We start from the raw sequence: 21,829 nt of genomic DNA, 5'->3' as shown, positions 1-21,829 counted from the left end.
GGCGCCGCATTCCCATGCTGACTGTCAGATCGCCCAACACGCCGGAGCGGTTATTTCGCCTTCGGCACTATCGGTAGAAGCACGTAGTTTTCACGCCCACCACCCAGGTGCAGTGTCGTTGTTCCACCGAATACATCAGCAGGCCGGTCACGGGGATCGTCGTGGAGGAACGGGCCACAACCGGTGAACTCATTCTTCATGTTCGACAGCTTGCCACCGCTTCCACCTGGGTAGACGTAATCCTTGCCTCGCACGCTCAAGGCGATACGCGCTCCGGGTGGTACAACAATTGAAGTCGGCCACAGTTCGATGTCGAGTTCATAGATCTCGCCAGGCGTGAGAGGTTGAATCTCGTCGTGAGTGTGATACGGCCGGAAAGGCAGCGATCTAACCAGATCAAGCTTGCGGTGTGATGCACGCAACCAGCCCTGCGCGATCGGTGTATGAGGATCCAGTGCTCCGACGAACACCACCTCATTGAAGTCAGCCGAAAACACGCGGAGTACGAGGAACAGATCCGCATCCTTCGTGCTCGAGGAAACATTGAGTTTCGCGGCAATCGGCCCAGTCAGTTCTGTCTCCTCTGCGAGTGGAGGTGTCACGAACGTAAAGCCATCGCCAAGTGCATCGAACGCGAGGGTCGCGGCTGCCTGCTGCGGCTCCGTCGACAATGCGCTGTTGTCAGCTTCGAGATGGTAGCGGGTCCACTGTGTCCGGGGAAGCGGCCAGTTTTCCTCGGTGCGTTCGACGAATGTCTCCCCTGGGTGCCGAACCTGTAAGCGCACCTTCGGCTCCCGATCCCAGCCGTTGTTTTCACCCTTCAGGAAGTAATCAAAGAACCGCTTCTGGATGGCGATGCCGTAATCGGTGTAGTAATGCGTCCAGTGCTCGATACCGTGAACCTCGAGCCATTTCTGCTTCGAGGCGGCAAGCATGTACCCTTCGAAATTACCGCGCGGATGAAGCCCCTGCCCGCCCCAGTTAGCGGCCGACAGCACGGGCACTTCAATATCGTTCCAGTCGGGCGTGCGGCACGTGTGAAATTCGTCGATCAATGGATGCTTGATGATTTCATCCCACATGTCGATCCGGTTGCTACCGAGTTGCTCCTCGGACAGCGTCACCGGGCCCGACACCCATTCGCCATTCAGCCGGCTACGATAACCACGCTTGCCGACACCGTGTTGCACGGTCTTCACCTGCATGTCGTACCAGTTCTGCGCGAACGTGCAATAGATTCCACCATGGAAAAACATCTCCCGGTAGTAATCCTGGAAGCCTTCCCAAACACAGATTGCAGCCAGATGCTTCGGCTTTTCCGCCGCGACCTGCCACTGATTGTTTGCGTAGTACGAGATGCCGCTCAAGCCAACCTTTCCGTTACACCACGGTTGTACCCCCGCCCAATCGATGCAGCGCGCAAAGTCCTTGATCTCCTGAGCGGACCAGGTCTCGAGGTAACCTGGCGAGCGCCCCGCGCCGCGACTGTCGACGCGGATGCAGATGTAATCGTGAGGCACCCATTTCTCAGGGTCCGCGACTTCCCAACTTTGATACCTGTTGGAGGAGCCTGCTTCTACGTCAGGATGCTCGTGCACCATGCGGTCCCACGCCGTCTTGTAGCCGTCTTCGAAATGCAACAGCTTCCCATACGGTCCATGCGACATCAAAACCGGGAAACGCCCTTCTTTGGCCGGCCGGAATATGTCCGCCCTCAAGACAATGCCGTCGCTCATGCGGATCGGCACATCCCATTCGATGACCATATCCAGCCTGATCTCGGTCCTCAGCGCCCGTGATTCATCGTCGGACGTGTGGTCGGGCTCAAATCTCTGCGAAGTCATTTTTCCTCTTCCTCTTTCAGGTGATTCCCATGGCCGCAGTCGCAGCCATTGCTCTATCTCGACCCTGTTCAATGGGCAATGCGGTTGATTGCGGGTCCTCGCGGGTCCGATAACGTGTCGATACCGGTTTCGCCCTGTTCGGAAGCGTCAGCGGGCGCCAGCACGGCGAACAGAATCCCGATCAGAAGGCCGCAACCGGCAAGGAACAGAAATGCGGGAAGGACCGCATCTGTTGTTGCACGTGGGGTGATGACGTTGCCCGTTCCTGCAATGACAGCAAGGCATAACGGACCGAGAATCTTGCCGACGCCGTTCGCAGCCTGCCCCACCCCGATCGCGCGGGCTGCGAGCCGTGTCGGAAAAATTTCCACGGAATAGGGCCCCACCACGCACCAGCCACCGTCAAAAAATAGAGCGCCCACCGCAACCATGACCACAAAAACAGGGAATCCTGCGACGCTATGCTGGGCACCCAACCCCGCGGCACCCAGCGAGACCGCGATACCAAAACCGAAGATCGCGCAAACCTTCCTGCGCGTCATCCACCTGGGTAGCAAGGAAAAAAGCAGACGACCTGCAATGCCGGCGAGGGCTATGGCGATGAAATGTTTTGCGGCTTCGGCAGGCGATATCTTCAGCAGCAATGCAACGATCGTCGGCCCCCAGAGATAGACTCCATAGCCGGCCGTACTGAGTGCAGCCCACGTCACCACCACCAGCAGTGTCCGGCCGGGAAACAGCAATAGCTCGCCGATCCGCCCATTGGGCGCAGGCGCGGCTGTAACGCTCGTCGCTGTAGTCAATGCGGGTAGGTCGGATGCATCCATTCCGAGTAGGCGCGCGAATACGTTGCGCGCCTCGCCCAAGCGCCCTTTGCTGATTAGCCACTGTCCTGATTCGGGAACAAACAGCGCAGCAGACACTGTGACGAGTAGCGGTGCAAAACCCAGCGCCGCGACACCGCGCCAACCGAACGCATGCAAGAGGGTCGCGGCGGAAATAGAGGCAATCAGCGATCCGACCGAAGCGGCGACGATGGGAAAACCAGTCAGCCGTGTGCGATAACTCGCAGGTGTGTGCTCGACGAGCAGAACCGTCTGCGTCGTCGCCGCGCCGGCAAGCCCACAGCCGACCAGAAAGCGCAACGCGGCGAAACCCAGCCACGCTCCTTCTGGCAAAAAGGCAGCTGCGCCTGCGCTGAACCCACAGATCGTGGTGCTGATCAGCAACACGCGCTTACGACCAAACGCATCCGCCAGCGAGCCGCTGAATAGCGAGCCCACGATCGCACCGGCCCCAGCGCTAAGCAGAATCAGCGATGATTCTCCGTATGTCAGGTGCCATCCCGGACCGAGAACTGCGAGCAGGAATCCGACAAGATAGAAGTCGAAGAAATCGAGTGTAAAGCCGAGGCAAAACACGGAGAACGCGCCGAAGTAGCGCTTCTTGGGCCGTGAGCTCGCGTATAGATTCAGCAAGTCCCGCCGCTGCGTACCAGGTTGCATGAGCTGTCTCCGTCCATAATCTTGTCTGTGTAGCGATAGCGGCACTGCTAGCGATTCCGATGCATCTCAAGCGGTGCTCGAGATGCATTACTGAGCGGTCCATCCTCCGTCTATCCGCAGACTCGTTCCTGTCACCATGGCAGCGGCTGGCGACGCCAGGTAGCAAACGGCGGCCGCAACATCCTCCGCCGGCAACAGCCGCCCCATCGGCAATCGGTCCATGACCCAGCCATGAAATTTTTCGTCCGCGAAGAACGATTTCGTCATAGGGGTCTCGACGAAGGTTGGCGCGACCGTATTCACGCAGATACGATTCGCAGCGAGCTCCAGTGCCATAGCCTTGGTCAATCCTTCGATCGCATGCTTTGTCATGCAGTACACCGATCGACGGATAGCACCTACATGCCCCATCTGAGACGACATGTTGATAATCGAGCCTCTGGCTATACCGCTTTCGATCATTTTTCGCGCACATGCTTGCGCTACCGTGAACATCGATCGAACGTTGAGCAGCAGCATGGCATCGAGCTGCTCCAACGTAACGTCGACAAATTCGATCGGGAAATTCGTTCCTGCGTTGTTCACCAGGATATCCAGACGGTCCATTCGATCGATCGCCGCAGAAAACGCATCGACATCCGTCACATCGCACACGATGGCCGAGGCTTGACCGCCTTCGTTGTGTATCCGGGTTACGACGTCGTCGAGTTCGCTTGCGCTGCGACTTAGCGCGTAGACCGTGGCGCCGCGTTGTGCAAGCGCGCTAGCGATCTCCGCACCAAGCCCTCTTCCGGCTCCCGTCACGAGCGCCGCCGCACCATCAAGACCCGAAGACAATTTCTGCGACCCCATCACGATTCCCCTGGGATGATCGGCGGCATCACGTTGTTCCGACGTACCGGTCAAGCCGCTACTTGATGGCAAGCGGATTGAGAGGCGAGCCCACCGCCTTAGTAATTGGTAACGGCGGGGCGGTGAACATGAACTCGTACACGCCATCCTTCGCGCAGTCTTCGGCGAGTTCCTTCACGTAGAAGATCTCTCCCATGCTGATTCCGATCATCGGGATCACGACCCAGTGCCATGGTTGTGTGCAATCGTCGGTTTCGTTCGGGCGTACTTCACATCCCCACGTGTCGGTGCAAATGGCGGCAATCTGTTTGTCGTGTACCCAGTTTGCCGTCTCGAACGCGAGACCAGGGGCCGACCCACCGGCATATCCGCCCCAGTCTCCCTCATGGAGACAACGTTCCATGTGGCCCGTTCGAACGATCACAAAATCGCCACGGCGGACACTCACGCCCTGAGCGCGTTGTGTCGCCTCAAGATCGGCGATCGAAATCGCATCGCCGTCTCGCAGCGAATCGACACCCAGGTAGCGCGCAACGTCCAGCAATACGCCGCGCCCCACCATCTTCGCCTTCGTCTTCTCAATGCCGTTCTTCTGGGCGCCGTCGCTGTCCACCAGTCGAGCGTCGTAGCCGTTCCACATCTTGTCGTCGAAGAAGATATGACTCAGGGCGTCCCACTGGGTGCCACACTGCAACGGAAACGATACGGCGTCGTCCGCGTACCTGAGACCACCAGCGTCCTGATTTCCCGCAACCGCATCGGTCCCGGTGGCGAGCATCGTGTGGATCGGATTGAAGCGATTACCCCAATGCCCCTTCTGCGGACCGTCGCGGTCGAAGTTCAGGCCGAGGGAGAACACCTTGCCTTTGCGAACGAGCTGCGCTGCGTTCTGGATGTCCTCCTCCGATACGTAGTTGAGTGTCCCGATTTCGTCATCGGGACCCCACTTGCCCCAGTTCTTGCAACGTTCTGCGGTACCACGCACGTGGTCCAGGGTGAATTTGTTTGCGTCGTAACGATGTACCATTTTCGTCTCCTTGTTTATTGATTGATAACTTATAATTCGTCGAAGCGAATGTCAAGAGCCTCACGTGTCGCGAGCCAATCTCTTCGCTAAATTCAGGTTGATTCCTGGTACGCCGTTTCAGGTTTTGACGAGCTTGTCCGGTGTGATCGGTAGATCGCGCACACGCACTCCGATAGCATCGAATACGGCATTCGCTATCGCCGCTGCGACGCCTGTCGCGCCCAGTTCACCGATCCCCTTGGCACCGAGCGGACCGGAGTTCGCGTCAAATTCGTCGACAAACGCTACGTCTATGTCAGGCGGAATGTCGGCGTTTACCGGAATAGGTACCCCTGCAAGATCTTTTGCGAGCCATCGCCCAAGTGTCGGCTCGTAATGACTGCCCTCCATGGCGGCCATGCCCCATCCCCAGACAATGCCCCCTATCATTTGAGAGCGTGACGTCATGGAGTTGATGATTCGACCCACGCTATACACACCTGTTGCCCTGCGAAGTCGTAGCAACCCCAGCTCGGGATCGACACCGACCTCCACGAAGACGACACCGAAAGAGCGTGTGGGGAATCCTGGAGAGCCCATATCTACCGGCGCGTTACCGGGTAAATCAAACGCACCGTCCGACGCGAGTTCGGCCACACCAGCCTCACCCAGAACGTCCTGGATGGTACGGGAGGTCCCGGCGTAAGCGATACGTCCGCCCTTTAGCGAAACCTGATCCGCAGGCCAGCCGGCTAGCCTCGCCAGTTTGGATCGAACATCCTGTGCCGCCCTTTGCACCGCGGCACCCGTGCTTATCGTGGTGGCTGAGCCGTAGGTAGGCCCGGCATACGGCAGGTTCGTGTCGCCCGATAGCGCGGTCACCTGGGACGGATCCAGGCCGAGTACCTCGGCAGCGATCTGGGGGAACGCGGTGGCAGGCCCCGTCCCGATGTCGCAGAAGCTCGATTCAAGTTGAGCCGTACCGTCAGCCCGTAGCCTCACCTTCGCGGTCGAGTGAAACCGTGCCTGTCCCTGGCCGCAGTCCGCCACCCCGCAACCGATCCTCCAGTGACCATCGAGCGTTCCACCTTTCGGACGCTCGCGCCACCGGAAGCGTCGCGCACCTTCGTCGTATGCCTCTCGAAGTTTTTTCGACGACCACGGTTTGCCGCTCTCCGGGTCACTTTCCGTGTAGTTGGTCAATCGTAGATCGAGAGGATCGATGTTGAGCGACCTGGCCAGTTCATCCATGGCCGAGCCAAGTGCCCAGGATCCTGGACCATCCCAGGGGGAACGCATGAAAGTTGGCAGTACAACGTGACCACGGCGAATTCGATGGGTAGCAGAAATGTTCTCGCACGCGTAGAAAGATCTCGCGGGGACTGTGCCGAATTCCACATAGTCGTCGGTCATACCGGTCACGTTCACGACCTGGTGGCTGATACCGAGAAGCTTGCCCTGTGAATCCGAACCAAGCTGCACGTCCTGGGTCATCTGGGGCTGATAGCCGACCATGCCGTATTGCTGCTGGCGTGTCAGCGCCATCTTGACAGGTCGACCCACGACACGGGCGGCCATGCTGACCAGGATTTCATGAGGCCATACGAAAGCCTTGGTGCCGAATCCCCCACCCGTGTGTGGTGCAATCACCCTGACGTGTGCGTTATCGATTCCGAATGCGGCCGCCAGTGTGTTCTGCACTGCCGGAAGATGCTGTACGGCGTCGTACACGGTCAGCTTCTGCCCTTCCCAAACTGCGAGGATGGCGCACGGCTCCATCGGGTTGCCATGACGAGAGGGTTGCGTATATTCCCCGCCCACACGGAAAGCCGCAGCCGCAATCGCCCCGGCAGCGTCGCCCTTGTGGAACTCAAGTGCGTTCGCTTTCGAATAATGCCCCTTCTCTGGAGCAACGTCCGCGGCGGGCGCGTTGTCCGGTACGATGAACGGGCGTCTCTCATAGCGTACGCGGACGACAGCAGCGCCCGCCTCGGCCGCCTGCAGACTCTCGGCCAGCACCATCGCAACCGGCTGTCCTTCATAGGCAATCTCGTCCGATTGCATGGGAATGAATCGCGTTGCAAGCGGCGGCACACTGATTTCGTCGAGCTTCCGATGCACACGCGGCATATCGGAGGCCTTCAGCACCCTGACTACTCCGACTCGCGCGAGAGCCGCGGTCGCATCTATCGAAACAACACGGCCGGCCGGAATGGTCGCGCTGACGAACACCGCATAGAGTTGAGTCGGCAGGTTCCGGTCTCCCGCATAGAGTGCGGCACCGGTTACCTTGATAGGCCCGTCATGTCGGGGGATGGCTTCACCCAGATTGTTCATCATGCCCTCGCTGCCGTATCGATAGTGCGCAGTACCGCGTTGCGCGCAATAACGATCTTGTAGCCGTTACGCGAAAGTGGACGCGCGTCGACAAAACCTGCATCGACGGCTGCATTGACACCAGCAGAACCTAGACGCTGGCCGACCAGCCTGCGCTCTGTTTCGTCCAGCCTCCACGGTCGCATCGCCACCGATCCCAACGCGATCCGTGCGTTCGCGATGACATCCCCGTCGAGCTCTAACGCCACCGCTGCCGACACAGTCGCGTACTCGTAGCTTTCACGCTCGCGAATCTTCAGATAGGCGGACTTTGGCCAGGCCTTCGGTATTTCGACCGCCGTAATCAACTCCCCTCCTCCGAGCCTGTTATGCGCCGCCGGGTTTTCGCCCGGCAGCACATGAAAGTCACGGGCTGGAATTCGCCGGCCGCCGCCGGGACGTTCGGTGATAAACACGGCGTCGAGCGCCGCAAGCGAGACCGCTGGGTCGGATGGCTGCACCGCCACGCAGTCCTCAGTCCAGCCGAAAATGGCGTGCTTTTCATTCAGGCCGTGCAGCGCGGCACAGCCCGAACCCGCAACGCGTTTATTGCAGGGAGTTGGCTCATCCGCGCGAAAGTATGGGCAGCGCACACGTTGTAGCGGATTTCCGCCTATCGTCGCGAGATTGCGGATTTGCGCCGATGCAGCCTTCAGTATTGCCTGCGAGAGGACGGGGTAGTCACGCATGATCTGTGGATGCTGCGCGATATCGTTCAGCTTGCTCAAGGCACCAATGGTCACCGCACCAGACGGCGCCTGGTGGATTTCCGACAAGCCATCGATCCGGCCAATATCGACGATCTTCGTCGGTTTTTCGATCCCGATACGCATCCAGTTCAATAGCTCTGTGCCGCCCGCGAGGAATGCCGAGCCACTGGAACTGCCACGTGCGAGTGCTTCGCCTGTCGACGACACCCGCTCGTATTCAAACGGCTCCATGTGCGCCTCCGAGCATTTCGAGCGAGGCCGTCTCGACCGCCGCGGCGATCTGCGGATAGGCCGAACATCGGCAGAGATTTCCGCTCATCCACTCGCGGATCTCCACGTTGGACCCTGTGTGCCCTTCTTCAATGCAGCCGACCGCAGACATGATCTGCCCCGACGTGCAGAACCCGCACTGGAACGCGTCGCAGCTTATGAACGCACGCTGCACCGGATGCAGCGAATCGCCTGCAGCGAGTCCTTCGACCGTCGTCACACGGCGTCCCTCCAGGGTCGCAGCAAACACAAAACAGGAGTTGACCCGTCGCCCATCCAGCATAACGGTGCAGGCACCACACTCGCCGCGGTTGCAGCCTTTCTTCGCGCCGGTGAGATGCAGTTGCTCTCGCAGCAAGTCAAGCAACGTGACGTCCGAGCGCACCTCGAGACGATGTCCAACGCCGTTGATCGTCACCGATATCCGCACCAGATTGTTGGTGCGTGGCGTGTGCGACCGGTTCTCCGTCAACGCAGCAACGGGTGTTGCCTGTACGCCGTTCAGCGCAACTGACGTGGCAGCCGCCAGAGTCGAGCGGAACAGACCGCGACGAGTCATGACCACGCCGGTCGCCTGTTGAGGTTCATCGGCATCGGTTGAGTCCGGTTTCGATTCCGGGTCGTTTCCCATGTGTTTCCCCAAATAGTTGAATCACGCTATGCGCAAAAAATCGCTTCGTTCACGAGAGCGAAGACAACTCAAGAGCTCGTCAGTCAGGACACATCCGAGGCGGGCATACGGATTGATTATGCCCACGCAAGGCTCACGACTCGATATCGCGGATGTCATCTAACAAATGACAATTAGTCATGGTTACAGTCACGAATAGCCCGCTTGCTTCGTAGGGAGATCGCCTTCACCTCACCCCTTCACACCGGGAATGGATTCGGCGGTGCTGCGATTTCCATTTAAATTATTGAACGATAAATATGGGATTGCAAGCGAGGCAGACCCCAGGACTTCCACGAACCAGCCGTTCAATCCGGAAAGAACCAGCGACAGTCCCTACCAGGGCAGGATTTCCTTGCGATAGTTCGTGAACACCAGCCCGGACGTTCCCCGGTAGTGCTCCAATGCATCTACGACGCCGGGAATACTCGTTTCGATGTCAAGGAGCGCTTCCGGGCCACCCATGTCCGTACGGACCCATCCCGGCGCGACTACATAGAAAGTGCGCGTATCCGCTATACGACGTGCAACCAGGCTCTTCATCAGCGTATTGAGTGCGGCCTTGCTGCCGCGATAGACCTCCCAGCCTCCACTAGTGTTGCCAGCGATACTGCCCAGCTCGGATGACATCACGGCAATCATTCCCTTCGGGCAAACGCACTCGACCAGGCGCTCAACAACGCGCATGGGACTCAAGGAATTCGTCACCATGACTCGCACGAATTCCTCTGTCGAAACCTGGTCGACCGTCTCTTGCGGATCATTGGTCACGCCTGCGTTAACGAAAAGAAGTTCGAAACTTCTGTCCCGGCAACGTGCGAATAGCGCGTCCACTTCGTCAGGCTTCGTGATGTCGACGGTTTCAATTTCTAGTGCGTGGTAGGACTTCTGCAATTCGTGCAAGGCTGTTTGACCGCTCTCGCTGCGCACCGTGGCAACCACACTCCACCCGCGACGCAGATACTCACGTGCAAGACCCAGACCAAGCCCGCGGGACGCGCCGATGATTAAAGCAGTTGATTTTTCGGACATGGCATAACTCCCTTGAAGCAATTTGACTAGCTGCGCTCACACTGCGCACTGGATACCGGAAAAACGCACCGCATGTGAACGGAGGAAAAGCAGCGCCACCGGATGTCTGAGCCTCACACCGTTTCGAAAGTGTGATGAATCAGCCCGCGCACAACGACTTCTAGCGGAACACTACCCTTGACGGTATTTTTCGGGAATTCAAAGTCGATCCATCCTGCGTTGAGACCATCCAGCATCTGGATATGTAGCAACGAGTTCTTCATTCCCTGCGAGGCGAACACTTCCTCCCATGTGTCGCGAGCCACAGGTTGCATCCGAATATCACGGCCCAGCAGTCGGGAAAATACTTCTGCGACATCGTTAGGGGAGGTTCGATGTGGACCCTCGATCTCTACGATCTTCTTACCGATCCAATCCTGGCGAAGAAGACGCGCTGCCATTCGACCCACGTCGGCGATCGCCACCATAGGAACCGGCTTCCCGAGCGGAAAAAGGAAGCTTGGAATTGCGCCGGATACGAGTGCGGATGCAATGTCCGAAGCTGCGCTCTCCATGAACCATGCAGCGCGCAAAAAAGCGACTGGCATAGGCAGCGAACCGAATTCGCGCTCTATCGAGCTGTGTTGTAGCAGGGTACCTGGCTGCGTTGCGTGGGCACCAATCGTGGAGAGACAAACTACCCGCTTCGGCATTGCTGAAGTTAGCGCGTGCCTCAATGCGGCGATCGAGACGGTCGACTCTGGAGATCCAGGCACCGGATCAAAATTCGCTGACAACAGAACGAAGACCCCTTCGACACCGCGAAAAGCACGTAACAAAGCGTCTGCATCGTTCATCTCCGCTACAGCCACTTCGCAACACTGGTCGACCCATTCCACTCCTTTAGCTGCTTCGTCAACGATCGCGCGCACGTCCAACCCAGCCGCAAGCAGAACGCGTGCAACCACTCCTCCCACCGGATCGACGATTCCGGTAATCGCAAACATTGCGCCCTCCATGATTCGCAGTATTTGATGGATTTTGTGCGTAGGCACGTCGTTTAGCGATAACATCAGTGTCATTTGATACATGACAGGAGAGCATCGATGGCCGGCTTCGATGAACGCATCTTGAACGGTATGGGCGTGCTGTCCGCGATTGTCGATACCGGCAGTTTTGCGGCAGCGGGAGACATACTTGACATGTCGCAATCGGGAGTCAGCCGTTGCATAGCGCGGCTTGAGGGACGACTCGGCGTTCGCCTTCTTGACCGCACAACGCGCTCGGTCACGCTAACCGATGAAGGCCGCCGTCTCTACGAACAGGTCATGCCACTGCTTGCCGCACTCGAGGAAGCGGCGACGTCGGCGACTCAGGGCGTGACCGCCGTGCGTGGCCGGCTAAGGGTGAACGTCGATCCGTTTTTCTCCCGACTACTGCTCGCTCCGAGGCTGGGATCATTTATCGATCAATATCCGGAACTCCGGGTTGAACTGATCACGAAGGACCAGCTCGGGGACATGATCGCCGACGGGTTTGACGTTGCGGTCAGATTTGGCGAGCCTCGACCTTCCAGTCTTGTCGCACGAAAGCTCCTGGATACGCGCAACCTGACTGTTGCAGCACCCGCCTACCTCAAGCGCAAGGGTCGCCCCGAACAGCCCTCCGAACTTGAAAGCGACGCCCATCAATGTATAAGGTTCCGGGATCCCGAAACAGGGCGGCCTTTCGACTGGGAATTCCATCGCGGGCGCAAGAAAATTACCGTCGAGGTCGCGGGACGACTCACAGTCAACGACGTGGTCACAATGCATAGCGTCTGCCTGGCCGGCCACGCGATTGCTCAGGTCATGGAACTTGGTGTGGAACAAATGCTTGCGGATGGCAGACTTGTCGAACTGTTTTCCGACTGGCCCGACGACCGGTTTCCCCTTTACGCACTCTACCCGTCCCGGCATCATGTTCCGGCCAAGGTACGCGTGTTCCTCGATTTTATTAGTTCACTCAGCGCGCCCCCTAGCAGGCCGATTGAGAAACGCACCAAGCCTGGCCGCGCGTAGCCGCTAGCGTACCTCCGCCCGAACTCTGCATAAATATAGCCACCTGCGCGCGGCGCCTTCCCTAGCCGCGCCATAAACACCTCCCCAGTCGATCGCCAGAACCATCGTGGCAGACAAAGAGCCGCGGGCAATCGACATCCTCCGGGAAAGGCACATGCACCGCGACCTCGACGAAATCTCTACTGCGGAAGTTTCCCGCGATACGTCCCGGTAGCAGCGATCGGCACATCCTGCAGATTTTCTCGCTTGTCCATTAAATGACATTTACGCATCGATTTTATTACTTTGATGCTATTTCAGTTTGATCTCCTTTTGCCCAGAATTCATTTCAAGCGAAACGTTCGCTTACCAACCAACCGAAGGAGATTTGCCATGAACATCCGTCAACTGACCCTCGTAGCCGCTACCGTCCTTGCGTTCCCGATCGCCAGCCATGCCCAGGAAACCGGCTCAGGCCTCACCCGCGCACAGGTACGCGCCGATCTCGTTCAGATCGAGAAAGCTGGCTATCGCCCAGGCCAGAACGACCGCTACTACCCCACCGACATTCAGGCAGCCGAGGCGAAACTCGCTGCTACCAACGGTACCTCGGTCAACACCGACTCTGGTGTGGGTGGCGTCGCTTCCGGGACATCCGATTCCAGTGCCCGGGTTGCTTTCACTGACAACTCGCGCTCACTGTTCGCCCACCACTGAGACGACAGACAACCCTTCCAGCACGATCCGTGCTGGAAGGTCTCACTGACCGACACAGGACTCACGAAATGAAAACCGTCACGATCAACCTGATCGCAGCCGTCGTTATAGCGCTGCCAATCGCTAGCCACGCCCAGGGGCCGGAGACCGTTACTCGCGCCCAGGTGCGTGCCGAGCTGGTGCAACTCGAGAACGCCGGCTACCGTCCGCGCGCGAACGATCCGCACTATCCCGACGACATCCAGGCAGCCGAAGCGAAGATCGCTGCGAGCAATGCAAATGCTTCGGTCTCGACAAACAGCGTCAGTGGCTCGCCGGCCGGCTCGTCAGCGTCGGGCAATCGCGCCAATGCGGTGGAGATGTTCGGTTCTGTTTATGCACGTCATTGAAGGGCACGCACAGCGGTCTTCCCATACAGGATGAGCGCACCATCTTGATGATGTGCTGGGAATCGAACTAATGATTTTTCGTCATTATATTTCTGACTAACGGGCTCTTTAAGTCACGTGCCCTTCCGGCTTACCCTGAAAGCAGCTTCAATCGTTGACTACACGGCCGCCACGAATGCAAAACCAGGACACGCATCGGTCCGCGAGCAAGGCACGGAACGGCGACGGCCGCTTGATCTTCAATTCAAAGGAATATTTCAATGTTTGCGATTACAGGTATTACAGGCAAAGTCGGCGGTATCGTTGCGCGTTCGCTGCTAGCGAAAGGGTTGCCGGTTAGGGCAATCGTTCGAGATGCCGAGAAGGGTAAGCCGTGGGCAGATCTCGGCTGCGAAGTCGCGATAGCGGAAATCGAAGATTCCGACGCGCTAGCTAGCGCGTTCAAAGGTACCGACGGTGTATTTTTCATGACGCCGCCCAACTACAATCCGGAACCCGGTTTCCCGCAGACTCAACGAAATTGCGTGTCCGTCAAGCGCGCAATCGAGATCGCCCGACCCGGCAAGATCGTGTTCCTTTCCACGGTCGGTGCACACGTCTCCGAACCGAACCTGCTGAATAATTCCAGCATGACGGAAGAAATGCTGCGTTCGGTCGATATCCCGGTCTGCATGCTACGGGCAGCGTGGTTCATGGAGAACGCTGCGTGGGACGTCGAAGACGCACGTTCGGGTGTCCTTTCCTCGTTCCTTCAGCCGCTCGATCACCCGATTCCCATGGTGGCCGCAAAAGACATTGGACATACCGCAGCCGGGTTGCTCACCGAGTCCTGGAGCGGACATCGGATCGTCGAACTCGAAGGCCCAGGTCGCTATTCGGCAAACGACATTGCGGCAGGTTTCTCTGCAGCGCTCGGTTCTGCCGTGCGTGTACGAGCTGTTCCGCGCGACACGTGGGAAGCACTCTTCAAATCGCAAGGCATGAGTTATCCGATGCCGCGCATCCGCATGATCGATGGCTTCAACGAAGGGTGGATCGACTTCGAAGGCGGGAATGCTATCGAGCGTCGGTTCGGCACGATCGCTCTCGACACTGTCCTGCGAGAACTGATCTCGTAAGCCAGCGAGGCGTTCCTGCTTGCGGGAACGCCTCGTTTTACCGCTATGTATTTGCTATTCGAATACCCGTGAGACGCTCGCATGCATCGAGCAGCCGCTCCTGCACACCGTGATCGCGAGCTTGAGCTTTGGGCGTCTTCCGTCTCATGTGATAGAAGTATTCGCCGCTCACGCACGCGGCCGGGTCGTCACTGGTCGCAAGCCAGACTTGCGTCTTGGGCGCTGCCTCGAGATCGTCAGGCGCCCCTGCGCCACCCATTTTCGTCGCAACCCACCCCGGCTCCAGCGCGTTCGAGAATACGTTGTGCCAACGACGTGCCACCGCAAACGCGATCAATGCGTCATGAAGTTTCGAATCCGAATAGGCCGCGACACCAACCCACGGGCACGCTTTCCATTCAAGATCCATGAGACTTGTATCGCCCTGCTGGTGTAGACCAGAACTCAAATAGACCAGCCTCTGCGGCCTCTCGATCAACGCAGTCAGCACATACGGTGCAAGCGTATTGATAGCAAAGACATGAGGTAATCCGTCGACCGTCTCAATCCGTTTCGGTTCGCGATAACCGACCGCCGCATTGTGAATGACCGTGTCGAAATGCCCGAGCCGATTGACCTGGTCGGCCACGCTAGCTGTCTGCTCGATGCTGGACAAGTCGCCGAAGACCGCTGTTTCCGCGCCCGATACCATGCTCAACGCTTCTTCTGCACGCGCCTCGCTGCGAGCGTGCAGAACGACACGGTGACCGTCGGCGACCAGGAGGCGCGCTGCCATTCGGCCCAGCCCATCAGCCGAGCCCGTGATGAATATTCGCATTGTGTAATCCTTCTGTTTGCAGTGCGTTTGCAATTACGGTGTGCCCGTATCCGACGAACTACGATAGACGCCATTCTGCATGGTGGTCCATGCTTTCTCCATGGCATCAATGTCATTTGATCTATGTTGCTGGCGCATCTATCGAGAACACCATGAACGCGCGTCGACTTGCGCTTCCAGTGTCAAGCCGCCGCAAGCCACCTCTTTTTCAGTTCGCTAGCAGTCAGACCGGTATACCATTGCGACGCGCATCGTGCGCAACGGTGCCCCGCTTACAAGGATCTATCAGTGCAACCCACGCACATCATCAGAAAATCACACCCGACAGATCTTCCTTTTATCTACAGCGGAGAACTCGATTACATCCGCAACATCGAACCCGAGCAGGAAGCTGGATGGAAAAATGCCATCCCTTCACACCTGCGACAGTGGACATCGAATCTCGATCGAATGTTCGTCGTCGAGCATGAAGGGAAAGTGGTCGGATATTGTTTTTGGCAGACGGACGACCAGAAAGCAGTTCTCGCGTCGATCTACGTTGCGACCGAACAGCGTCGACACGGCCTGGGCAGGCGTCTCTTCGACAAGTTCGTAGAGGATGCGTCGGCGCATGGTCACACGCACCTCATCGTGAACGTACACATCAATAATCCTGCCCGTGCCCTGTACGAGGCTGCAGGTTTTCAGCGGGTCCGGGAACGAGCCGACTATCTGGATTACGAATATATCCGTGCTCAAGACCAGGCAGTCTGATTCGATGAGCAGCTAACGTACCCGTTCAGAACTGGTGGCGCATGCCCACCATCACACCGGTTTGATCGACGCCGGGCAATGGCGTCGAAGCGGGCGGGACCACGCCGCCGTCAATCGAGAACGCCGCGTTGCGCTCATTGAACACATGCCCCGCCGTGACGTACACGGCGGTACGTTTGGAGAGGAAATACATCGCGCGAGCGGCGATCACAGAGCCTCCCGAAGCGTTGCTGTCTACGCTGATATGACCGAACTGGGCGTCGAGCGCAACTTCCGGAACAGGCAACCAGCTTCCGCCAATCCACCAGTAGTTGCTCACCACGTCGAAAAGATTCGGTGTCTGCGCTCCGTGATCGATTCGATGGACAAGTCCCGCGCCGATAGTTGCGCTGGAAAATTTCACATAGCCGTCGATGACGGCGCGCGTATCGGTTTGCGAGCCAAGCGGCAAGGGCGAGCCGGTGCCATCCCCACCGTAGTTGCGATCGAATGCTGCTCCCACACCCCATTGTGCTGCGTCGTATTTCACCATCGCAGACATCGCTTTGCAGGCTCGCCAGTTACCTGGCGATTGACCGGCGCACCCTCCGGCTGCCGCACTATCCACCGCATCGCGTCCCAGCGAATAGGTCACACCGACGGTCAAACCCGACGACTTGAAGGTATAGGTAATCGCGTTATCGACTCGCGGTTGAGTCAGGTAAGGATCCAGATCGGCGGCGGCATAGATATTCGGTGCCAACGTATCTTCTGGCAACAATGCCCGGAAGATCTGCGAATATTGCCGACCCAGAGTCACGGTCCCCCATGATCCAGAAAGTCCGACATAAGCCTGCCTGCCAAATAGACGACCACCTTGATTCAGCGTGCCCTGTGACGGCGCAAACCCCGACTCCAGTACAAAAACAGCACTGAGGCCGCCACCCAGATCCTCTTTGCCGCGCAGGCCCCACAGCGACGGTAAGGAAGCCGTCAATGTGGGCACATGTACTCCGCTCGACTTCTTCGGACCGATGTTGGTCACATATTCAAAGCCCGTATCGATGATTCCATACAGAGTCACGGAACTCTGCGCATTCGATGCGCTCGACACACATGCGACCAACACCAGGAGCGCCCACCGCAATATCTGCTGCCGCGTATAAACGCCGCGGGCACGATTCATCTGTGCATTCATACACCTGTCTCCATGTCGTTGAATTCTCATACGTTGTGACGGATTCGATGAGTTCCGCTCTGAGTTGTTGTGCAAGCAAAGTCATCGCTATCGATGAAGACGCTTTAGCGCAGCGCGTCCTTAAGCACTCGACAGCGGATAGCGCGAGTAATGAACTTCAAGGTCAGACATCCGCCGAGGCAACGGCACGCCATGCAGTCGCACGTCGAATTTGCAACGCGCAGGCTGAGTAATTAGCAAATCGACCCGGTCAGTTGCTACTGGTCGAACACGCTGCGCGGTTCATGTTGTTATGCCCTGTCACTCGCCTGGCAAGGTCGGCGACGCCCTGTGGGAGTCGGTCGCCGCGCCACGCGACGTGCAGGTCGGGCCGCACAAGAATGAGATCGCGTTCATAGACGGCACGTAGTATGGGATTCGGTACCACGAGCACATCGAGCGGCGCGCCAAGCGCTTCGAACGCAGCGCAAAGCGAACTCGCGTCGTGCCCGCCCTTGACATCGATCAACGCAAAACGATCCGGGCGTAACCTGTCGTGAAGAGCGCTTCTGTCGGCGAGCCACATGTGCGGAAGCCGCGCGCCCGGCCACGTCGTGGGACGATAGGCACGCAGATCGTGCTGCGGCCCACCCGGTACGTTCTCGATGATCGGCGAATCCACATAGCGATAGCCCAGCTCCGCGCCGATCATCTCGTTCGACTTGCGCTGCTCCACATTCGCTACCTCGGCAAGATGCGCGCGGGCATCTACTCCGGCGGGCGTATCGTCCCCGATCTCCGGGCGCACCTCGGCCAGCCATGCACGATATCCAAGCGAGGCGTAGCGCGATGCGCCGACCACCCGTTCGCCAATCTGGCGCCGTTCGGTTTCGTACGAGGCCAGCAACTCAGGACCACCCCACCCTTGCAGCGTCGCAGCCAGTTTCCACGCAAGATCGGTGGCGTCGCCGACGCCGGTGTTCATGCCCAACCCGCCCGTAGGAATCACGAGATGTACCGCATCGCCAGCGAGCAACACTCTTCCCTTGCCATAGCGTTCGGCCAGCAGCAAGTTCTGTCGCCACTCCGCGCAATAAAGCATCTCGTAGCGCAGCGGAACGCCGACGATCCGCTCGAACACGCGCCGCATCTCAGCATCGCTCGCGACGGCGGAATGGACAGTCCAATGCCGCGTCGAGTCCTGCATGATCATGAAGGTAGGTGGCCCACCCGCGACCAGATAGTGGCGCCCGCGGCGTGGACCGTTGCCTATCGGCAGTCTCTCGTAGAGTTGCTCGCAGTAAAACAGACCCTGCCTCAACCGCGCGATATCGCCTTCGCCCTCGAGGCGAATACCCAGTTGCTTGCGCACGCGGCTAGCGCCTCCGTCGCAGCCCACCAGGTAGCTAGCCTCCAGTGTTCTTCTCACATCGTTTGCATCATTGACCGTGACCAGAACGCCACCATCCCGCTCAGTGAATTCCAGAAACGTCGTGCTGCGCATCACTGTGACCGTCGGCAATTGCTCCGCCACTTCGAGAAGAAGCGGTTCGAGTGTGTACTGCGAGATGAGCTGATACGGTTCGAGTGGCAGGCTGCCGTCCTCGGACTCGTACGCGAGCGCACGCGCCTGTGCTACCGATGGATAGGGCAAGTGCAGGACAGGCGGCTCCACCATGGAGCGGATGATCTGGACGTCCATCGGAATATCCTCGGGCATCCCGGCCGCGCGAATACGATCGGCTATACCGAGCCGCCGGAAGATCTCCATCGTCCGCGCGTTACAACGCTCCATTTTCGGCAGAAATTCAGGCTGCGCTTTCTGTTCGACGAGCACGCAGGCAATGCCGCGTCTGCCGAGATCGATCGCAAGCGTCAGTCCCACCGGCCCCGCTCCAACAATGACCACTTGAGCTTGCAAAAGGCGACCTCCGTTTTCTATCTCCTGTCTGCCGGGCATGGCAATCGGTCCATGCATCGTGTATTTTTTATTTGATTTGTCAAATACATAAAGACGATTGTAGTTGATTTATCAACTAGAAATACTCATGTAAACCCTCGACCGGACGCGGGAATTCCGCCGGATCGCCCTTGCCCGTAGTCTGAACAAAACGTGGAGTTAGCCGGCACGGGCCTCGTCGCGAGGCCGCGCCCGTGCTAGCGGGAAGTGTTTCCCAGCTTGCCCGGGCACAGCTTCAGCCGGTCGATAAGCCACCGCCCGGCCGGCCCGGGTGGCGCCGCGGTCGGGTAGATGGCGAACATCGGCAGCATGAGACCGCCGGGAGGGACATCCTCAATCTGCAGGACGACGAGCTTGCCGCTGGCAATATCCGCGGCAACGGCATGCAGCGGCATGCCACCCCAGCCCAGGCCGTTGAGAAGGAAAGCGTGTTTGGCGAAGAGGTCGGCAAGCCGCCAGGTGGACGGCGACATTACACCGACTTCGCGCCCGTCGGATTGATTCGTTCTATCGGTCAGTACAAGCTGGACATGCTTGGCAAGCTCAGCTTTCGGAATGATTCCATCCAGCGCTGCAAGTGGATGATCGGGAGCCGCGACCATCAGGAAACCAACGTCGAGCAGGCGTTCCGTCGACATGGACGGTGGCACAACGGGCAGCGGTCCGATAATGCCAAAGCTCGCACGCCCATCAAGAATGGGTTGAAGCACACCGCCGAGCGCTTCGACATAGAGTCGCAGCGGCGTGCCCGGAAACTCTTCCTTGAACTGCTTCGCCGCCGCGGTTATAGCCTCGATCGGCAAAAACACATCGATCACTGCCGACAGCTCCGGCTCAAGCCCCGACGACATGGCTTTGGCACGCGCCTTCATGAAGTCGACACCGGAGACGATGCCGCGCGCATCGGCAAGCAGAACAACACCGGCCGGCGTCAGCTTCGGATAACGACCTGAGCGGTCAAACAGCGGCACACCAATCTGTTCCTCGAGATTGCTGACGAGCTCGCTTACCGCAGATTGCGCTCGCCGCAGCTTACGCGCCGCGGCGGAGAAACTGCCCTCGTCGACCGAGGTAATGAAGGTTCGCAACTGATCGAGAGAGACACCATCTAGCATTACACACTCCATCCATCGGTCACAGCGATAGATAAGATCGGAATATAGCGGCTATTCGACACGGCATCAAACATGAGACAAATCACGGGTGCTTCGATACCTCAAACGCGTTATCCAATTCTTCCCGCGAGACTATTTCCATGAAACTTCTGCATATCGATTCCAGCATTCTCGGTCAACACTCGGTCAGCCGTGTTCTCACTTCAGAAATCGCGGCGCGACAGGTCGAACTACATCCGGGTATCGACGTCATCTACCGTGATCTCGCGAACGATGCCCTCCTGCATCTGTCCGGCGCACATCTCGCGGTCTTCCAGGGCGCGGCCGTGTCCGATGCTGCGTTAGGCACCGATCTCGCTACCGGTGGTGCATACCTCGACGAACTGTTTGCGGCCGATATCATCGTCATCGGTGCGCCGATGTACAACTTCTCGGTGTCCTCGCAGCTCAAGGCGTGGATCGATCGTGTCGTCGTCGCCGGCAAGTCCTTCAAGTACGGCGAGAAAGGTCCGGAAGGCCTGCTGCCGAAGAGCAAGAAAGTCTTCGTCGCGTCGTCGCGCGGTGGCGTCTATAGCGGCGGCAGCCCCGCAGCGATTTTCGATCATCACGAGACTTACCTGACAGGCGTGTTGTCCTTCATCGGGCTGACCGACATCACTATCGTCCGTGCTGAGGGTCTCAACCTGGGCCCTGATGCAAAGGATGCGTCGATTGCTACGGCGCTCGCCGACATCGCAGCACTGGCTGCCTGAGCACGATATTCGAAAAGATCGCAGCACCTGAACGCAAGCTCTTTACCCTTACCAAGGAATTTCTCTTCATGAAATCACGTTACCTTGCCGCAGGCATTGTGGCCGCAACGCTAGCCTTCTCTGCCGCGGTACCGCAGGCGATGGCGCAGCAAGTTTCCTCGAAAGATCCAGAGGCGGTCAAAGCCGGGAACTACAAGGTCGAGCCTTTCCACACGCAAGTCGGTTTCTCGATTTCGCATTTCGGCTTCTCGGATTTTTCCGGCTTCTTCTCTGGAGCCTCCGGCACGCTTCAGTATGATCCGTCCAAGGTGTCGCTCTCGAAGCTGGACGTTTCCATTCCCGTGCAGTCGATCCTAACCACCGTGCCTCCGCTCAATGAACAACTGAAAGGAGAGCAATGGTTCGACGCCGCTAAATTCCCCGCTGCGACTTTTACCTCGACCAAGGTCACGTCGACTGGCAAGGGTGCGGTCACTATCGTCGGCGATCTGACTCTGCATGGCGTCACCAGGTCGGTGACGCTTAAAGCTCACCTTGTCGGCTCGGGTATCAATCCGCTGAATAAGGTTTTCACGGTGGGCTTCGAAGCGACTGGTGTCATCAAACGCAGTGACTTCGAGATCAAGCAGTATTTGCCGCTGGTCGGCGACGAGGTTCAGCTAAAGATTGCTGGGGCTTTCGAGCTTCAGCAATAAGCGACTCCTATGGATAGGGCGCCGGCCCTATCAAATCATCATCGGGTTCTATCCTGCCCATCCACTGACGGGCA

Annotated in this window: 20 protein-coding genes; 7 read left to right on the top strand and 13 right to left on the bottom strand. The window is 58.3% G+C overall.

Annotated elements, in window-relative coordinates:
• Window positions 1-50: 50 nt before the first annotated feature.
• The 9 genes from FNZ07_RS08955 to FNZ07_RS08915 all read right to left on the bottom strand — a co-directional run bounded on the left by FNZ07_RS08955 (window position 51) and on the right by FNZ07_RS08915 (window position 11,251).
• A complete protein-coding gene (locus FNZ07_RS08955) occupies window positions 51-1,844 on the bottom strand; it encodes a CocE/NonD family hydrolase (RefSeq protein ID WP_322788657.1) in 1,794 nt (597 codons plus the stop codon).
• A 68-nt stretch (window positions 1,845-1,912) separates the two neighbouring features.
• Window positions 1,913-3,349: an MFS transporter gene (locus FNZ07_RS08950; protein WP_091015677.1), complete on the bottom strand. Its 1,437-nt coding sequence runs from the start codon at window positions 3,347-3,349 to the stop codon at window positions 1,913-1,915.
• 87 nt (window positions 3,350-3,436) lie between these two features.
• Entirely contained in the window at window positions 3,437-4,255 is an 819-nt protein-coding gene (locus FNZ07_RS08945; protein ID WP_322788656.1) for an SDR family NAD(P)-dependent oxidoreductase, read from the bottom strand.
• 4 nt (window positions 4,256-4,259) lie between these two features.
• Complete coding sequence (locus FNZ07_RS08940) at window positions 4,260-5,228, bottom strand: cyclase family protein (RefSeq protein WP_091015673.1); 969 nt, start codon at window positions 5,226-5,228, stop codon at window positions 4,260-4,262.
• A 117-nt stretch (window positions 5,229-5,345) separates the two neighbouring features.
• Window positions 5,346-7,547: a xanthine dehydrogenase family protein molybdopterin-binding subunit gene (locus FNZ07_RS08935; RefSeq protein ID WP_245811599.1), complete on the bottom strand. Its 2,202-nt coding sequence runs from the start codon at window positions 7,545-7,547 to the stop codon at window positions 5,346-5,348.
• Entirely contained in the window at window positions 7,544-8,524 is a 981-nt protein-coding gene (locus FNZ07_RS08930; RefSeq protein ID WP_091015671.1) for an FAD binding domain-containing protein, read from the bottom strand. Before FNZ07_RS08930 ends, FNZ07_RS08935 begins: the two co-directional genes overlap by 4 nt.
• A complete protein-coding gene (locus tag FNZ07_RS08925) occupies window positions 8,511-9,194 on the bottom strand; it encodes a (2Fe-2S)-binding protein (protein ID WP_245811597.1) in 684 nt (227 codons plus the stop codon). The genes FNZ07_RS08930 and FNZ07_RS08925 overlap by 14 nt, the downstream gene beginning before the upstream one ends.
• A gap of 375 nt (window positions 9,195-9,569) precedes the next feature.
• The gene (locus tag FNZ07_RS08920) at window positions 9,570-10,265 is read right to left on the bottom strand and encodes an SDR family NAD(P)-dependent oxidoreductase (RefSeq protein WP_091015668.1); all 696 of its coding nucleotides are present in this window, start codon (window positions 10,263-10,265) and stop codon (window positions 9,570-9,572) included.
• 113 nt (window positions 10,266-10,378) lie between these two features.
• The gene (locus FNZ07_RS08915) at window positions 10,379-11,251 is read right to left on the bottom strand and encodes an NmrA family NAD(P)-binding protein (RefSeq protein ID WP_091015932.1); all 873 of its coding nucleotides are present in this window, start codon (window positions 11,249-11,251) and stop codon (window positions 10,379-10,381) included.
• Between the two features lie 99 nt (window positions 11,252-11,350).
• Between FNZ07_RS08915 and FNZ07_RS08910 the strand changes: the two genes are divergently transcribed.
• The 4 genes from FNZ07_RS08910 (at window position 11,351) to FNZ07_RS08895 (ending at window position 14,507) form a co-directional block, all read left to right on the top strand.
• A complete protein-coding gene (locus FNZ07_RS08910) occupies window positions 11,351-12,304 on the top strand; it encodes a LysR family transcriptional regulator (protein ID WP_091015666.1) in 954 nt (317 codons plus the stop codon).
• Window positions 12,305-12,676: 372 nt separating this feature from the next.
• Entirely contained in the window at window positions 12,677-13,000 is a 324-nt protein-coding gene (locus tag FNZ07_RS08905; RefSeq protein ID WP_091015663.1) for a DUF4148 domain-containing protein, read from the top strand.
• A 68-nt stretch (window positions 13,001-13,068) separates the two neighbouring features.
• On the top strand, window positions 13,069-13,389 hold the full coding sequence (locus FNZ07_RS08900) for a DUF4148 domain-containing protein (RefSeq protein ID WP_091015660.1): 321 nt from the start codon (window positions 13,069-13,071) through the stop codon (window positions 13,387-13,389).
• 260 nt (window positions 13,390-13,649) lie between these two features.
• A complete protein-coding gene (locus FNZ07_RS08895) occupies window positions 13,650-14,507 on the top strand; it encodes an NmrA family NAD(P)-binding protein (protein WP_091015658.1) in 858 nt (285 codons plus the stop codon).
• Between the two features lie 43 nt (window positions 14,508-14,550).
• On the opposite strand, the gene FNZ07_RS08890 is transcribed toward FNZ07_RS08895, so the two are convergent.
• Window positions 14,551-15,324, bottom strand: coding sequence for an SDR family NAD(P)-dependent oxidoreductase (locus tag FNZ07_RS08890; protein WP_091015655.1), 774 nt, complete (start codon window positions 15,322-15,324; stop codon window positions 14,551-14,553).
• A 288-nt stretch (window positions 15,325-15,612) separates the two neighbouring features.
• On the opposite strand from FNZ07_RS08890, the gene FNZ07_RS08885 reads away from it, so the two are divergent.
• Window positions 15,613-16,077, top strand: a complete 465-nt coding sequence (locus tag FNZ07_RS08885) for a GNAT family N-acetyltransferase (protein WP_170275700.1) — start codon at window positions 15,613-15,615, stop codon at window positions 16,075-16,077.
• Window positions 16,078-16,102: 25 nt separating this feature from the next.
• Here FNZ07_RS08885 and FNZ07_RS08880 read toward each other — a convergent pair whose 3' ends face one another.
• The 3 genes from FNZ07_RS08880 to FNZ07_RS08870 all read right to left on the bottom strand — a co-directional run bounded on the left by FNZ07_RS08880 (window position 16,103) and on the right by FNZ07_RS08870 (window position 20,308).
• The gene (locus FNZ07_RS08880) at window positions 16,103-17,254 is read right to left on the bottom strand and encodes a porin (RefSeq protein ID WP_091015649.1); all 1,152 of its coding nucleotides are present in this window, start codon (window positions 17,252-17,254) and stop codon (window positions 16,103-16,105) included.
• Between the two features lie 250 nt (window positions 17,255-17,504).
• On the bottom strand, window positions 17,505-19,154 hold the full coding sequence (locus tag FNZ07_RS08875; protein WP_091015647.1) for an FAD-dependent monooxygenase: 1,650 nt from the start codon (window positions 19,152-19,154) through the stop codon (window positions 17,505-17,507).
• Between the two features lie 236 nt (window positions 19,155-19,390).
• On the bottom strand, window positions 19,391-20,308 hold the full coding sequence (locus tag FNZ07_RS08870; RefSeq protein WP_091015645.1) for a LysR family transcriptional regulator: 918 nt from the start codon (window positions 20,306-20,308) through the stop codon (window positions 19,391-19,393).
• Between the two features lie 140 nt (window positions 20,309-20,448).
• On the opposite strand from FNZ07_RS08870, the gene FNZ07_RS08865 reads away from it, so the two are divergent.
• Both FNZ07_RS08865 and FNZ07_RS08860 read left to right on the top strand, forming a co-directional pair.
• Window positions 20,449-21,060, top strand: coding sequence for an FMN-dependent NADH-azoreductase (locus tag FNZ07_RS08865; RefSeq protein ID WP_091015643.1), 612 nt, complete (start codon window positions 20,449-20,451; stop codon window positions 21,058-21,060).
• Window positions 21,061-21,128: 68 nt separating this feature from the next.
• The gene (locus FNZ07_RS08860) at window positions 21,129-21,755 is read left to right on the top strand and encodes a YceI family protein (protein ID WP_091015640.1); all 627 of its coding nucleotides are present in this window, start codon (window positions 21,129-21,131) and stop codon (window positions 21,753-21,755) included.
• Window positions 21,756-21,829 lie beyond the last annotated feature (74 nt).

This window comes from Paraburkholderia megapolitana (assembly GCF_007556815.1).
Classification (GTDB): domain Bacteria; phylum Pseudomonadota; class Gammaproteobacteria; order Burkholderiales; family Burkholderiaceae; genus Paraburkholderia; species Paraburkholderia megapolitana.
The sequence above is the reverse complement of the archived record's forward strand: the minus strand, read 5'-3'. Positions and strand labels throughout refer to the sequence as shown.